Source organism: Geobacter sp. PheSNFMC, from assembly GCF_059620965.1.
This window is the reverse complement of the sequence record NZ_JCAMRN010000037.1, coordinates 17,174-31,034: the sequence shown is the minus strand read 5'-3', so window position 1 is coordinate 31,034 and position 13,861 is coordinate 17,174. Positions and strand designations below refer to the sequence as shown.

The 13,861-nt window shown below is 62.0% G+C and carries 16 protein-coding genes and 1 riboswitch; of the genes, 7 read left to right on the top strand and 9 right to left on the bottom strand.

What is annotated here, in order from left to right; translation table 11 throughout:
- From AC6CDK_RS09965 to AC6CDK_RS09925, 9 genes are all read right to left on the bottom strand, one after another.
- A partial coding sequence (locus tag AC6CDK_RS09965) for an NAD(P)/FAD-dependent oxidoreductase (RefSeq protein ID WP_496639817.1) occupies positions 1–797 on the bottom strand: 797 nt, incomplete at its 3' end.
- Positions 794–1,243, bottom strand: coding sequence for a 4Fe-4S dicluster domain-containing protein (locus tag AC6CDK_RS09960; protein ID WP_039645559.1), 450 nt, complete (start codon positions 1,241–1,243; stop codon positions 794–796). The genes AC6CDK_RS09960 and AC6CDK_RS09965, both read right to left, overlap by 4 nt.
- A gap of 4 nt (positions 1,244–1,247) precedes the next feature.
- Positions 1,248–2,777, bottom strand: coding sequence for a glutamate synthase-related protein (locus tag AC6CDK_RS09955; protein WP_039645557.1), 1,530 nt, complete (start codon positions 2,775–2,777; stop codon positions 1,248–1,250).
- 305 nt (positions 2,778–3,082) lie between these two features.
- Positions 3,083–4,081 carry a PilZ-like domain-containing protein gene (locus AC6CDK_RS09950; RefSeq protein WP_039645555.1) on the bottom strand — a complete coding sequence of 333 codons (999 nt, stop codon included), beginning with the start codon at positions 4,079–4,081 and terminating at the stop codon, positions 3,083–3,085.
- Positions 4,078–4,281: a DUF1858 domain-containing protein gene (locus AC6CDK_RS09945; RefSeq protein WP_039645553.1), complete on the bottom strand. Its 204-nt coding sequence runs from the start codon at positions 4,279–4,281 to the stop codon at positions 4,078–4,080. The genes AC6CDK_RS09950 and AC6CDK_RS09945 overlap by 4 nt, the downstream gene beginning before the upstream one ends.
- Positions 4,282–4,447: 166 nt before the next feature.
- Positions 4,448–5,647, bottom strand: a complete 1,200-nt coding sequence (locus AC6CDK_RS09940; RefSeq protein ID WP_066357633.1) for a pyridoxal phosphate-dependent aminotransferase — start codon at positions 5,645–5,647, stop codon at positions 4,448–4,450.
- A gap of 41 nt (positions 5,648–5,688) precedes the next feature.
- Positions 5,689–6,183, bottom strand: a complete 495-nt coding sequence (gene coaD, locus AC6CDK_RS09935) for a pantetheine-phosphate adenylyltransferase (RefSeq protein WP_039645550.1) — start codon at positions 6,181–6,183, stop codon at positions 5,689–5,691.
- Between the two features lie 6 nt (positions 6,184–6,189).
- Positions 6,190–6,753, bottom strand: a complete 564-nt coding sequence (rsmD, locus tag AC6CDK_RS09930) for a 16S rRNA (guanine(966)-N(2))-methyltransferase RsmD (RefSeq protein ID WP_039645548.1) — start codon at positions 6,751–6,753, stop codon at positions 6,190–6,192.
- The gene (locus tag AC6CDK_RS09925; protein WP_192905550.1) at positions 6,741–7,835 is read right to left on the bottom strand and encodes a class II fructose-bisphosphate aldolase; all 1,095 of its coding nucleotides are present in this window, start codon (positions 7,833–7,835) and stop codon (positions 6,741–6,743) included. The genes rsmD and AC6CDK_RS09925 overlap by 13 nt, the downstream gene beginning before the upstream one ends.
- A gap of 157 nt (positions 7,836–7,992) precedes the next feature.
- On the opposite strand from AC6CDK_RS09925, the gene AC6CDK_RS09920 reads away from it, so the two are divergent.
- The 7 genes from AC6CDK_RS09920 to AC6CDK_RS09890 all read left to right on the top strand — a co-directional run bounded on the left by AC6CDK_RS09920 (position 7,993) and on the right by AC6CDK_RS09890 (position 13,817).
- Positions 7,993–9,150 (top strand): deoxyguanosinetriphosphate triphosphohydrolase, encoded by a 1,158-nt coding sequence (locus tag AC6CDK_RS09920; RefSeq protein ID WP_039645544.1) that lies wholly within the window; start codon positions 7,993–7,995, stop codon positions 9,148–9,150.
- 83 nt (positions 9,151–9,233) lie between these two features.
- A riboswitch (cyclic di-GMP riboswitch) is annotated at positions 9,234–9,309 on the top strand.
- Positions 9,310–9,399: 90 nt separating this feature from the next.
- Entirely contained in the window at positions 9,400–9,966 is a 567-nt protein-coding gene (locus AC6CDK_RS09915) for a hypothetical protein (RefSeq protein ID WP_039645543.1), read from the top strand.
- Between the two features lie 260 nt (positions 9,967–10,226).
- Complete coding sequence (locus AC6CDK_RS09910) at positions 10,227–10,709, top strand: nitrous oxide reductase accessory protein NosL (RefSeq protein WP_039645541.1); 483 nt, start codon at positions 10,227–10,229, stop codon at positions 10,707–10,709.
- 5 nt (positions 10,710–10,714) lie between these two features.
- The gene (locus tag AC6CDK_RS09905; RefSeq protein WP_039645539.1) at positions 10,715–11,020 is read left to right on the top strand and encodes a hypothetical protein; all 306 of its coding nucleotides are present in this window, start codon (positions 10,715–10,717) and stop codon (positions 11,018–11,020) included.
- Positions 11,007–12,140, top strand: coding sequence for an ABC transporter permease (locus AC6CDK_RS09900; protein ID WP_192905549.1), 1,134 nt, complete (start codon positions 11,007–11,009; stop codon positions 12,138–12,140). The genes AC6CDK_RS09905 and AC6CDK_RS09900 overlap by 14 nt, the downstream gene beginning before the upstream one ends.
- A 1-nt stretch (position 12,141) precedes the next feature.
- A complete protein-coding gene (locus AC6CDK_RS09895; RefSeq protein WP_039645534.1) occupies positions 12,142–12,825 on the top strand; it encodes an ABC transporter ATP-binding protein in 684 nt (227 codons plus the stop codon).
- Positions 12,822–13,817, top strand: coding sequence for a hypothetical protein (locus AC6CDK_RS09890; RefSeq protein ID WP_039645532.1), 996 nt, complete (start codon positions 12,822–12,824; stop codon positions 13,815–13,817). Before AC6CDK_RS09895 ends, AC6CDK_RS09890 begins: the two co-directional genes overlap by 4 nt.
- Positions 13,818–13,861 lie beyond the last annotated feature (44 nt).

The window sequence follows — 13,861 nt, the reverse complement described above, 5'->3', positions numbered from 1 at the left end:
GAAGTCTCCATCCGGTCGTCGACCACGATGCCGCGGTTCACCTCAACCCCGCTTCCCTTGAGGAAGCCGCAGGCGGGGCGCACCCCGATGGCCACGATAATCGTATCGCAAGGGATGAAATCGCCGGAGCGGAGCGTTACGCCGGCAATCTCGGCCCCGTCCCCCTCGATCCGGACGACTGTATCTTCAGTGATGACGTCGATGCCGTTGGCCTTCATCTTCTTGGCTACCACGCGTCCTGCAGGGCGGTCGAACGCGGCAGAGAGAATCCGGTCGGCCAGTTCCACGATGGTGATCTGCTTGCCGAGCAGGTGGAGCCCTTCGGCGGCCTTGAGGCCGATGAGTCCGCCACCGATGACCACCACACGGCCGATGTCGGAAGCTATTCCCTTGAGCTTGGCCGCGTCGTCCCAGGTGGTGAAGGTGAAGATCCGGTCCTTGTCGGCCATCCCTTCGATGGGAGGGATGAAGGGGTCGCCTCCCGTGGCGACCAGAAGACGGTCATAGCCGATGGTGTCCCCGCCGGCGATCCGCACCTGACGAGCGGCGGTGTCGATGCCCGTCACTTCCGAGTTGAGGAGCAGGTTGACGCGGTTCTTCTCGTAGAAGTCCTCGGGGAGATATGCCATCCGCTTTTCCGTAACGAGTCCTCCCAGGAGGTAGGAGATGAGGGGGCGGCCATAGGCGTTGTGGCGCTCGCGGGAGATAACGGTGATGGTCCCCTGCTGATCGATGCTCCTGATGCCCCGGATGGCTCCTACGGCAGCCACCGAGTTGCCGATGATCACGTAGTTCATTTCTGGCTCCCCTCCTTGAAGACAAGCGCCCGATTGGGGCAGGCGTCGACGCAGGCCGGAGACATGCGGTCCGGGCAGAGGTCGCACTTGTTTGCTTTCTTTTTCTTCAGGTTCCGCTGGATCGCCCCGTAGGGGCAGGCCATGACGCAGGACCAGCAGCCCACGCACTGCTCCGTGTCGATCCGGACCACACCTTTGTCGTTCTTCTGGATTGCACCGGAGATGCAGGCCCGCAGGCAGTCGGGCTCGTCACAGTGACGGCAGGTGGTGGAGAAGGAGACGATGCCGCCGTCGATCTCCTCCACGGTGCAGCGGGCAATGGGGCGCTCGGGCTCGTGCAGGTAGGCCCGCACGGGATCCTTGGAAAGCGAATGCTCGGTGATGCAGCCGACTTCACACAGATGACAGCCGATGCAGGCGTCTTCAATCATGTAGATACGTTTCATGGGGCTATTCTCCAGCCGGCATGACGCCGAGAATGTTCATGTCTTTTTCGCTCAGGCCCACGGCCCGCAGCTTGTAGCGGTTGCCACGGAGGGATTCCAGGGCATTAAGGCCCATGCCGCCGAGGATTTCCTTCATTTCGTGGCCCCAGGCGTGGACCAGGTTCACCAACCGCTCGGCTCCCAGTTCCGGATTGAGCCGCTTGGCCAGGTAGGGGTTGTTGGTGGTGATGCCCCAGGGGCACTTGCCGGTGTAGCAGCGCTGGCACAGGGTGCAGCCCAGGGCCAGCAGGGTCGAGGTGCCCAGGTTGATGGCGTCGGCACCCAGGGCGATGGCCTTGATGGCGTCGCCGGAGGAACGGACCCCGCCCCCCACCACGATGGCGACCTGGTTGCGGATTCCTTCGTCGCGCAGCCGGGCGTCCACCGATGCCAGGGCCAGTTCCATGGGAAGTCCCACGTTGTCGCGGATGACCTGGGGAGCCGCGCCGGTCCCCCCCCTGAAGCCGTCAATGGTGATGATGTCGGCACCGGCCCGGGCAACGCCGGAGGCAATGGCCGCCACGTGGTGGACCGCTGCGATCTTGACCGACACCGGTTTCTCGTAGTTGGTCGCCTCCTTGAGGGCGAAGATGAGCTGGCGGAGATCCTCAATGGAGTAGATGTCGTGGTGGGGCGCCGGCGAGATGGCGTCGGAACCCACCGGGATCATCCGGGTCTCGGAAATCTGGTCGTTGACCTTCTCCCCGGGCAAATGGCCGCCGATGCCCGGCTTGGCGCCCTGGCCAACCTTGATCTCGATGGCGACACCGGCGTTGAGATACTGCTCGCTTACGCCGAAGCGGCCCGAGGCCACCTGGACCATGACATTGGCGCCGTACCGGTAGAGGTCTTTGTGAAGCCCCCCCTCGCCGGTGTTGTAGAGGGTGCCCAACTCGCTGGCAGCCATGGCCATGGCCCTGTGGGCGTTAAGGTTCAAGGCGCCGTAGCTCATGGCCGAGAAGATGAAGGGGTATTCCATCCGGATCTGTGGCGTCAGCTTCGTGGCGAGCTTCGGCTTGCCGGTCTGCTCATCGCGGACGATCTCAATGGAGTGGGGCTTTTTGCCCAGGTAGGTCCGCAGTTCCATGGGTTCCCTGAGAGGGTCGATGGACGGGTTGGTGACCTGAGAGGCGTCCAGCAGCAGGTGGTCCCAGTAAATGGGATACTTGGCGGGGTTGCCCATGGCGGCCAGGAGGATGCCGCCGGTGTCGGCCTGAGCGTAAAGGTTGCGGATGTGGCCGTTGGACCAGGACTCGTTCCGCTTGAAGACCTCTTCATTGGAGCGGATCGTGATGGCGCCAGTGGGACAGAGGGCCGAACAGCGACGGCATCCGATGCAGAGCGTGTGATCCTCGGTGAGGGTGTCGATGGCCTCGGCGTAAGAATGGACCTCGTAGGCGCACTGGCGGATACAGACCTTGCAGCGGATGCATTTTGCGTCGCTACGGTCGACAATGAACTCGTTGAACGACTCGGTTACGGATTTATAGAGCACCTTGGGACCTCCTGGCTTCGGGTCGCATGCGTTTTAGAGTACACACGTTGATGATGTTTTGATTTAAAGCAAAGAGTGTGCCTATTTTGGTGTTGGTGGGCTGGAGGTGTGTTGTTGTGGGTATGTGCTTGAAATTATTGTTGTTTGTTCTGGGTGGAACTGCCGTTTGAAGCCGGTTGGCGCATGGGTGGTTGGAGGGTGTTCAGGAAGAGGGGGTGATGGTGTAGAAAAAGTAATCAGGTGAGTCGGTGGCATGCCTGGTGCGTACCGGTGTCGTCGTCACCCATGTCGGTGCGGACGGCGCGTTAGCGCCAGGGAACGATGTGGCGGTATTTTTTGATTTCCCGCTCGTATGTCTGCTCAATCTCGCCTTTTCTGCCGTTGATGCGCGAGATGATCAGGACAACAACGGCAACGATGATGAGCGTGACGACGATGATGCCCACGATGATACGGCGGACGCGCCTGTGGCGCGAGTATTCGGCGTACTCCAGGTCGGTGACGCTCACGTTCCCTCCGCGCATGATGCGCAGATGCTCCAACTGGGCAGCCGAAACGAACCCCACCACCATGTCCCGGTCCCGTTCGTCGATACAGAGAAAGCGGAGCGCTGTGCTGAACAGGGGGGGCTCCCCTGCCTTGTGCCGCAGCGCTGCCACATGGACTACCTGGCAGACGACCGGCACTACGCGAAGCTTGTCCTGGGAGATGAACAACTCCATATCCACCAGCGTATCCACGGGGAGTTCCTCGGGGATCCTGATCCTGATGCCTGATCCGCTGATGTTTGCCGCCAGGGGGGGCGGTTGATCCAACTCATTCTCCCGTAACGGTTCCTGGGGAGGGGCAGGGGGAGAGGTGCCCGGCGATTCCACCGCCGTTGGGGGGGGGTACCGGCGTGCCCGCCATCGCTGTCGGATTTCATGGTCGGAAAGGCCGCGGGGGACGGAGTAGCGGAGCGGAATATAGGCATCGATCCGATAGTATTCCCGCAATTCGTCGGGAATGACTTCGCCGATGAGCCGGACGGTCAGCCGGGCATCACCGTGCTCTTCGACGATGATGGCGCGGCAGCAGTAGCCATACCCTCCCTTGCCGAGCCTGAGATCGAGGATGGTGCCGGTGCGGGCGCTTACGTTCTCGGGCAGGCTGTCCCGGGAGAGCTGCAGTTCCAGCAGGTCCCCATCAAAAAGGGTTACGACGCCCCATTCCCTGAACGAGACGTTCTGGGCTCGGGGAAAACGTACCTCGATCCGCTGGGCGAGGTCGAAGTATTTATAGTAGTTGAATAGTTCGTCGCTCATTCCGTGCCGGAGCCGATGCGCTCGTTCAACTCCCTGAGCAGTTGCTCGATATTGACCTTGTGCACACCCGCCCCGTGCTCCAGTTCCTCGTAGTCGGCAATCTGGCATTCATTGCAGTCGAGTCCGTACTTGACGAACACCGTAAGCGTCCGGGGATGTTTCCTGATGATGTCGCCAATGATCATGTCTTTGGTAATCATCGCGCCTCCCTTGTCACCTGTCCTCCCGGTACTCATCGGCACCGGGGGGATTCTCTTTAGCCCGCTGCCCGTTCGTGCAATATAAAAGGCGAGGATGGCACCGTCATCCTCGCCTTTTTCCAAACAATAGCAGGGTTGCGCGACAACGCAACACCGGTGCGGCTCCTTACTTGAGGTTGCCGATCGCTTCCTCGATCCGATCGAGTCCCTTCTTGATGGTTTCCAGGCTCGTGGCGTAGGAGAGGCGGGCATAGCGGTCGTCCCCGAATGCGACGCCGGGGACCAACGCCACTTTGGCGTCTTCCAGCAGATAAGCGGCAAAGTCGGAAGAGTTCTCGATCTTCTTGCCGGCCGGGGTGGTCTTGCCGTACACGCCGGAGAAGTTGGGGAAGGCGTAGAAGGCGCCGGTGGACTTGAAGCAGGTGACCCCCGGAATGGCATTCAGCCGGTCGACGATGTAGGTGCGGCGTTTTTCGAATTCCTTGACCATCTCGGCCACGGCGTCCTGGGGTCCGTTCAGTGCCTCCACGGAGGCCTTCTGGGCGATGGAGGTGGCATTGGAGGTGGACTGGGACTGCATCTTGGTCATGGCGGCCATGAGCGCCTTGGGCCCGCAGGCGTAGCCGATCCGCCAGCCGGTCATGGAGTAGGCCTTGGAGACGCCGTTTACGATGATGGTACGGTCCTTGAGCTCCGGGCAGACCATGGGGATGTTGCAGAACTCGAGCCCGTCATAGAGAAGTTTCTCGTAGATGTCGTCGGAAACCACATAGACGTGGGGGTGCTTGAGCAGCACCGCGGCCAGCGCCTTCAGCTCATCCTTGGTGTAGGTGGAGCCGGTCGGGTTGCAGGGGGAGTTGAGGATGACGTAGACGGTACGGGAGGTGATGGCTTTTTCCAGCTGCTCGGCCGTGATCTTGAACCCGGTGGATTCGTCGGTCATGATGAATACCGGCGTGCCGCCGGCCAGCACGATCTGGTCCGGGTAGGAGACCCAGTAGGGACCAGGGATGATGACTTCGTCTCCCTCCTGGATCATGGCCTGGGAGATGTTGTAGAGGGTGTGCTTGGCGCCGCAGGCGACGGAAATCTCGTCGCGGGTGTACTCCAGCCCGTGATCGCGCTTCATTTTGGCGATGATGGCATCTTTCAGATCATCGGCGCCGCCCACCGGCATGTATTTGGTGAAACCTGCGTCGATGGCTTTCTTGCCGGCTTCCTTGATGTTGGCCGGGGTGTCGAAATCGGGCTCGCCGGCACCGAAGCCGACAACGTCGATGCCCTGAGCCTTCAGTGCCTTTGCCTTGGCATCGATGGACAGGGTGGGGGAAGGCTGGATCTTGTTGACGCGGTCTGCAAGTTTCATTGTACCCTCCTTGGGGGTGATGGAAATGTCCGAATGGGACACTAACGATCTGGTCTGGCGAATTTGTCCCTGAGCGCCTGGCGGACCAGCGGCGGCACCAAGCCGTCGATGGGGCCGTTCAGGGAGCTCACCTCCTTCACGATGGAGGAGGAAAGATAGCCGTAGGGAACCGAGGTCATCATGAAGAGGGTCTCCACGTCCTGGGAGATGCTCCGGTTCATCTGGGCGATCTGGAACTCGTACTCGAAGTCGGATATGGCCCGCAGGCCCCGGATGATGACCGTTGCCTTCTGGGAGAGGACGTAATCTATCAGAAGGCCGTCGAAAGTGTCAACCCTGGCCCTGACGTTGTCGGCCAGCACCCGCTGGATCATGTCGACCCGCTCGTCGGTGGTGAACAGGGCCGATTTGGCCGAGTTGCGGGCCACCGCAACGATGACCTGGTCGAATATCCTGAGTGCGCGGTCGATGATGTCCAGGTGGCCGTAGGTGATCGGGTCGAATGAGCCGGGGTAGACGGCAATCTTGGTCGGCATGGGCGTTCAGTTCCTTTTCCGGAAGAATGAGAGGGCGGTATCGCCGTAGATCCGCCGGTCAACCAGGTGGAGCGGTTCCATGAGATCGGGCAATACCTCGTCCACGGCGGATTCGACGACAATGATCGTTTCTTCTGCGATCAGGGGCGACCCTGCCAGGCGCCCCAGGACCTTGTCAGCCAAGCCGAGCCGGTAGGGCGGGTCGAGCACCACGAGCCGGAAGGGGGCTCCTTCCCGCTCAAGGGAATCAATGGCGGCCAGGGCATCCCTGGCGATGATGCGGGCCCGGTCGCCAAAGCCGAGTTCATCCAGGTTGCGCCGGATCACGGCCACCGATTCCCGGTGGCTGTCCACGAACACCGCCTCGCTGCAACCGCGGCTCAATGCTTCGATTCCCAGGTTCCCGGTCCCGGCGAACAGGTCCAGGACGCGTGCCCCTTCGAATCCCTCCATCCCTGAATGAAGAATGTTGAAGAGAGCCTCCTTGATCCGGTCGGCCGTGGGGCGCACCCGGTTGCCGCGGGGTGCGGCCAGGCGGCGGCCCCGGGCGCTTCCGCCTACGACCCGCACCGGTCCTGTCCGATGAGGGGGGCGATGCGCGAGGCGCTACCCCTGGCGTGGAAGGCCAGCAGGAATTCCTTGGCCTCCCGGTAGGCCATGTCGTGGATGAGCCGGGCGTTGGCCTCGGGGATGGCGTCGATGTCGGCCTTAAAGACCCGGGTCGCGAACTTGATGTCCCGACCGTTTTCCTTGGCCCAGCGCCGCATGGCGTCCATCAGGTCCAGGGGAAGCCCGGCATGGGCCACGTTCTGCCAGAGGGTGCCGATATTTCCTTTTCTGATGCCGTAGTCGGCCAGCTTTCCCACGAGCTTGAGGGGGGTGCCGGTGATGCCGTGCTGCACCAAGCCGTCCAGGCCAAAGCGCAGGGCCGTCTGGTGGATTTCGCTGGTTCGCTTGAGGTCAATCCGTACCATCTGGCCGTCCAGGTAGTTCCCCCGCTTGGATCCGTTGGCGATGGCGAGGAGCTGGGGGTGGACGCCCTGTTCCGCCAGGGCGGAAAGGAATTCCGCCGTTTCGGCCGCGGTGGCCAGATTCGACTCGGTGCCGACGGGGGGCACCTCGCCCAGCTCCACTTCCAGGCCGTACCCTCGCTCCATGACGGCACGGCACAGGTCGACGGTGATACGGATGTTGTCCGGCAGGGGGTTGAACGAGGCATCAACGGCAAAGGAGGTGTAGCCCGCCTCCAGTTGGGCGGCCATGAGGGCACGGGCCTCTTCCAGCTCCTGTGGTCTGGTGTTCTGGACGGTGATGTGGTCGCCGTGGATGATGAAGGGCTTGGTGAATCCGCACCGTTCGGCATAATCCACCACGGTTTCGAAGAAAACCGCCGGCGTCTGGCCCGTGTAGCCGCCGTCGACGCCACCCTCGGTGCGGGTGAGCTCGAAGGCGACCACGGCATCCAGCTCTTCCGCAGCCTGCATGATGCCGGGGATCACATGTTTGATGCGGGCGTTACAGGCCATGAGGATCGTGTGTTCATTCCTCAGTGCCCTGAAAACATCGCGGCCGTTGAGCAAGCATACGGACGACCGGTTGCCGAGTTTTTTCCGGATATGATCCGGCACGTGGTCAAGAAGAGAAGTATTCATACCTATCCGGTTAACGGCTTGTGCATACCCAGGTAGAATCTTAAAAAAGGCTTAAAAATTTAACATGATGCGTAATGTCTAGTCAAGGGATGTTTTTGTTGTTGACACCCCCGGGACGTCCCATTAGAGTTTTTTCGTTCAAAGGGGAGGTGTCCTTATGGCCGAGGAAGAGGGGATGAGGTCCCTGGAGCGGACGGATCTTGCCGGTTACGCGGCTCGCAGTTGCCGTTCGCGGGGGCGGATGCACCCGGAAGAGTTCAGGGACGACCGCCCCGCTTTCGAGCGGGACCGGGACAGGATCATCCACTGTGCGGCGTTCAGGAGGCTGGAGTACAAGACCCAGGTCTTCGTGAACCATGAGGGGGACTACTACCGCACCCGGTTGACCCACTCCCTGGAGGTGGCCCAGATCGGCAAGGCCATTGCCCGCCGGCTCGCCCTGAACGAGGAGCTGACCGAGGCCCTGGCCCTTTCCCACGATCTGGGGCACACCCCCTTCGGCCACACGGGCGAGGAGGTGCTGAACCGCCTGATGGAGGGCTTCGGCGGTTTCGAGCACAATCTCCAGTCGTTCCGGGTGGTGGACCAGTTGGAGGAGCGGTATCCCGGCTTCAACGGGCTCAATCTTTCCTGGGAAGTGCTGGAAGGGATCATCAAGCATTCATCGCCCTACGACCGGCCGGCCGGCCTGATTGAGGGGTTCCTGCCCGGCGTGGTGCCGACCATCGAGGCGCAGATCATCAACTTTGCCGATGAAATAGCCTACAACAACCACGATATCGACGACGGTCTCAAGTCGGGTTACATCACGATCGAACAACTCAACGGGATTGACCTCTGGCGGGAGGTCTGGGAGAAAATCGATGCCGCCCATCCCGGCCTGGACCGGGAGCGGAAGAAGTTCCAGACCATAAGCGCGCTCATCGGCCTTCTCATTCGGGACCTGATCACCGCCACCGAGGCGAATCTGCGCTCTTACGGCATAATGACCCTTGAGGACGTGAGGGGGGTCAACCGTCCCCTGGTGGCCTTTTCGTCCGCCATGGAGGAGCGGAATCGTGCCTTGAAGCGGTTCCTGTTCACGAACCTGTACCGGCACCACAAGGTGGAGCGGATGAGGGTCAAGGCGGAGCGCTATTTGACGCAGTTGTTCGAGAGTTATGTGAAGCATCCGACGCTGCTCCCCCGCAAGTACCAGCAGAAGATGGACACGCTGGGGCGCGAGCGCGTGGTCTGCGACTACATCGCCGGCATGACCGACCGTTTCGCCCTTGACGAGTTCAAGCGCCTGTTCGAGCCCTACGAGCGCGTTTGAACCGGCTTTGCGGGTGCTGCGGGGACACGGCGCTTGACGCGACGCGTGTTCTGGTGCATAGAATGAAGAAAACGCAGCTCGATAGACGATAAGACTAAACCACCCGCGAGGGTGGGACGGAAAGCCCACGGGTCTCACCGAGACAGCCGGGATGCCGAAATATCGATACGATGTTTCCATCCCGTTTTTTTGTGCCCGCTTGCTGCCGTCCGGGACGGCAAGACCCCTCTGTTCCGAAAGGAGATCGTCATGAAAAGAGCAGTCCTCGTGTTATCCCTGGCCCTGACGGCCGTACCCTGCTTTGCCGCGTCCGATGTCGGTTTCGACGTCAACATCAATGTCGGCAACCGGCCCCAGGTGGTGGTGCCGGCTCCGCCGCCGGTGGTCGTTCCCGGCCCGCCTGTGGCGATCGTCGAGCCGCCCGTCTTTCTTGCCCCCCGCTCCCTGGGGTTTTACGTGGCCGTGGGGGTTCCCTATGATCTGTTTTATTTCTCCGGGAGCTACTATCTCTCGTCCGGTGACGTGTGGTACCGGTCAAACCACTACAACGGCCCCTGGGGCGTCGTCAAGTACAAGCATCTCCCTCCTGGCCTGCGCAAGCACAAGCTGGATCGGATCCGCTACTACCGTGACGGTGAGTATCGCGTCTACGAGGTGGAGCGCGACCATTACCGGGGCAAGCATTTCCGTCCCGGCAAGGAGTCGAAGCGTGAGCGCAAGAAGGACCATGACCGCTGGAAAGATGAACGCAGGGGGGGCAAGGATGGTTACAGGGAGCACGGCGGCAAGGGCCGGGGGAGAGGGCACGACGACTAGCCTTTCATGAAACCGCTTTCTGCCGAGCCCCGGGCATCTGCCGCGGGTGGCGGACGAGGGGCCGCAATTGCGGCCCCTTTTTATGTTTCCAGTGGGGCAGAGATGGCCGGCATTGATAAACATTGCAGATGGCACATGACGCATGCCTGTTCCGCTGTCCGGTGCGAGTGGCATCAGGGCCAAAAACGCCGTGTGCTTGTCCTGGGGCGCTTGAACTCTGTAACTCTTTATGGTTGAATAGTTCCCTGAGGAGTCCCGGCATGCATACCTTTCTGACGATGCTGCTTGCCCTGGTGCTCGCTGTCGGCGCGGCTACGGCGGCAGGGGCGGGAAAAGCCGAGCAGTTGAAGATCGCCCCCCGCGACAAATGTCCGGTCTGCGGCATGTTCGTGGCTAAATTTCCCGCATTTGCGGCCCGGATCACCTACCGCGACGGTTCCTACGCCGTGTTCGACGGCGCCAAGGACATGCTCACCTATTATCTCAATCTGAAAAAATATGCCCCCGCTAAATCCGCCAGCCAGATCGCCTCAGTCCTGGTGACCGATTATTACGGACTCAGCCCCATTGACGGCATGAGCGCCCATTACGTGATCGGCAGCGACGTGCTCGGGCCCATGGGGCACGAGCTGATTCCTTTCGCCCGCGCGGCCGATGCGGAGGAGTTCAGGAAGGATCACCGGGGGGTACGGATCGTCCGGTTCCGGGACGTGAACGCCGCCCTCATCGCCGGCCTGGACTGACCGCCGTGACGGTGCGCAAGTCTACGGTCTTCATCGCTTTTGTCGCAGCGGAGCTGCTGGTACTGATTGCCATTGCCGTCCACGCCTTTGTCGTCGTCGGCAGGGACTCCCGCCTCGCCGAGCAGCGTGCCATGGTGAAGCGCCTTTCCCTCACCGACCTGGCACTCTTTACCGATGCGCGTTACACCCGGCATCCGTCCATGGCCGACCTCCACAGCCCGTTCCAGGATTATCCCCTGTCATTTGAACACTTCCCCTCCGGCTCCCTCATGGCGCCGCCTCCCCACGTGAGGACCTATGGCCGGCATTGAAAAATACCGGAGCATCGTCGATTTCACCCTGTCTTCACTGCTGAGGCGCAAGGGCAAGAACAGCGCCCTGCTCTTCGTCTACACCCTGGTGGTGTTCCTCCTGGCCTCGCTCATGCTCTACACCCAGGCCCTGCGCCGGGAGGCCACGGCGGTCCTGGCCGATGCCCCTGAGCTGGTGGTCCAGCGGATCATGGCGGGCCGGCACGACCTGATTCCGGTCGACTACAGCGAGAAAATCAAAGATATCCGCGGGGTCCGCTCGGTGCGAGCGCGGTTGTGGGGGTACTACTACGATCCGCTCTTCGGCGCCAACTATACCCTGATGGCCCCGGAGCAGTTCACCTGGGAGACGGGGAGCGTGGCAGTGGGGAACGGTCTGACCCGCAGCAGCATGGCCGCGAAAGACAACATCATGCCCTTCTACAACCACGGGGGGACCCTGGTAACCTTTACCGTGGCCGAGGTGCTGCCGGCCGCGACAGAGATGGTTTCGGCGGATCTGGTGCTCATGGGGGCTGACGATTTCCGTTCGCTCTTCGGTGTGCCGCAGGGCATGGCAACCGATCTGGTGGTGGAGGTCGCCAACCCCGTGGAAGTCCCCACCATCGCCGGCAAGATCGTGAAGCTCCTCCCCGATACCCGCCCCATTTCCCGGGACGAGATCCTGCGCACCTATGACGCGGTCTTCAACTGGCGCAGCGGGATCATGCTGGCCGTTCTCTGCGGGGCGCTCCTCTCCTTTTTTATTTTCGCCTGGGACAAGGCCACCGGCCTGTCCGCGGAGGAGCGAAAGGAGATCGGCATCCTCAAGGCCGTGGGATGGGACACCGGCGACGTGCTGGTGATGAAATTCGGCGAAGGGGCGATCATCTCGCTCACGGCATTTCTCGTGGGGGGAACCCTGGCCTACGGGCACGTCTTCTTTACCTCGGCCGCCCTGTTCGGGCCGGTGCTCAAGGGGTGGTCGGTGCTCTATCCGTCGTTCCGGCTCGTTCCGCACGTCGACTTCGGACAACTGGCAGTGCTCTTCTTCCTGGTGGTGGTCCCCTATACCGTGGCGACCATCGTTCCCGCATGGCGGGCGGCCACCGTGGATCCCGATTCGGTCATGAGAGGGTAGCGTGATATCCCTGCACGATGTGAGCAAGATCTTCAACAGCGGCAAAGCCAACGAGTACGCGGCGCTCCAGGGCATTACCGTCGATATCGCTCCCCGCCGCGTGACGGTCCTGAAAGGGCCCAGCGGCTCGGGCAAGACCACCCTGCTCAGTATCCTTGGCGGGATGGCGCGTCCCACGACCGGCCGGATCGTCCTGTCCGATCGCGAGATCACCAGCCTGCCCGAGCGGTTCCTGAGCGATCTCAGGCGCCGCACCTTCGGGTTCATCTTTCAGCAGTTCCACCTGATCCGCGGCATCAGCCTGCTGGAAAACGTCATGATCCCCGCCTATCCCATGGGAGAGCGCCATGGCCTGCTCAAGACGAGGGCCATGGCCACCCTGGAGGTGTACGGCCTTGCCGGCAGGGCCGCCACCCGGGTGGAACTCCTCTCAGGGGGGGAGATGCAGCGGGCCGCCATTGCCCGGGCCCTGATCAACGATCCGCCCGTGATCATCGCGGACGAGCCCACGGCGCACCTGGACACGAAGCTCTCCGGCGAGTTCCTGGAGCATATGACCCGCCTCAAGGAGGAGGGAAAGACCATCATCATGGCGAGCCACGATCCGCTGGTGATCGACGCGGGACTGGTCGACCGGATCGTGCCCATCCGCGACGGACGGCTGGCCGACGGGGCTGCCCCGTGATCCTTCACCCGGCCGTTATCGCCCTGTTCGTCGGTTCGCTCCTGACCAGCGGCATGCTCGTGGCGACGGCGTTCTTCGCCGTGAAGATATTGTGCCACTGGGACCTTGCCAGCGGCAGCGAGCGGCAGCTTTCGTTCGAGCGCCGCACGTACCTCCTTGCCACAATCATGGCCTGCTGCTGCGTGTTCCAGCTCCTGTCCCTGTTTCTCTTCATTCACGTGGCCGACAGCCTGAGCACGCTCTTTCCCGGCGCCATGTGCGCGGCAGGGACCCTCAACCTGAATCGCTTCGGCTATCCCACCCTGATCCTGAAAACAGCCACCTTCCTGCTGGCCGGGGTCTGGCTCATCCTCAATCATGCGGACAACCGGGGGTACGATTATCCCCTCATCCGGATCAAGTATTCGCTGCTTCTGATGATAGCGCCGCTGCTGCTGATCGAGACGGGATTGCAGGGGGGGTATTTCCTCTCCCTACAGCCCCGGGTGATCACGTCCTGCTGCGGCAGCCTGTTTGGCGGGGAGGCGGGCGGCATGGTCCCGACCCTGACTACCCTGGGGGATGCTCCGGTGCTCGCCGCGTTGGGGGGCGTCATAACGCTCACCCTGATCTGCGGGGGGATCTACCTGTGGCAGGGAAGGCTGGGGTACCTGTTTGCCGCGCTATCCGCCGCGACCTTTGCCGTCGGCGTCGTGGGATTGCTCTCGGCGATCCCGGTCTACATCTATGCCCTTCCCACCCACCACTGCCCCTTCTGCATGCTGCACCGCGAATACGGGCATGTGGGCTATCTCCTCTATGCGACCCTGCTCGGCGGTGGGGTGGCGGGGGTGGGCATGGGAGGGCTCCAGCCCTTCCGGCGGGTGGCGAGCCTGGCATCGTCGCTTCCCACGCTTCAGCGCCGTCTGGTCCTTTTCGCCATGGTCTGCTACGGGCTGTTCGGCGGGATCGCGGCCTGGCAGGTGATGGGTTCCGAGTTGCGGCTCGGGTAGCGGGCAGACCTTCAGGCAATGAAAAAAGCCCGGATCGCTCCGGG

What these genes read in the sequence shown, in the direction of transcription:
- AC6CDK_RS09960 (WP_039645559.1), bottom strand. Translation starts at nt 1,243, where the DNA reads ATGAAACGTATCTACATGATTGAAGACGCCTGCATCGGCTGTCATCTG.
- AC6CDK_RS09950 (WP_039645555.1), bottom strand. Translation starts at nt 4,081, where the DNA reads ATGAGCGACGAACTATTCAACTACTATAAATACTTCGACCTCGCCCAG.
- AC6CDK_RS09945 (WP_039645553.1), bottom strand. Translation starts at nt 4,281, where the DNA reads ATGATTACCAAAGACATGATCATTGGCGACATCATCAGGAAACATCCC.
- AC6CDK_RS09940 (WP_066357633.1), bottom strand. Translation starts at nt 5,647, where the DNA reads ATGAAACTTGCAGACCGCGTCAACAAGATCCAGCCTTCCCCCACCCTG.
- coaD (WP_039645550.1), bottom strand. Translation starts at nt 6,183, where the DNA reads ATGCCGACCAAGATTGCCGTCTACCCCGGCTCATTCGACCCGATCACC.
- AC6CDK_RS09925 (WP_192905550.1), bottom strand. Translation starts at nt 7,835, where the DNA reads ATGAATACTTCTCTTCTTGACCACGTGCCGGATCATATCCGGAAAAAA.
- AC6CDK_RS09920 (WP_039645544.1), top strand. Translation starts at nt 7,993, where the DNA reads ATGGCCGAGGAAGAGGGGATGAGGTCCCTGGAGCGGACGGATCTTGCC.
- AC6CDK_RS09915 (WP_039645543.1), top strand. Translation starts at nt 9,400, where the DNA reads ATGAAAAGAGCAGTCCTCGTGTTATCCCTGGCCCTGACGGCCGTACCC.
- AC6CDK_RS09910 (WP_039645541.1), top strand. Translation starts at nt 10,227, where the DNA reads ATGCATACCTTTCTGACGATGCTGCTTGCCCTGGTGCTCGCTGTCGGC.
- AC6CDK_RS09900 (WP_192905549.1), top strand. Translation starts at nt 11,007, where the DNA reads ATGGCCGGCATTGAAAAATACCGGAGCATCGTCGATTTCACCCTGTCT.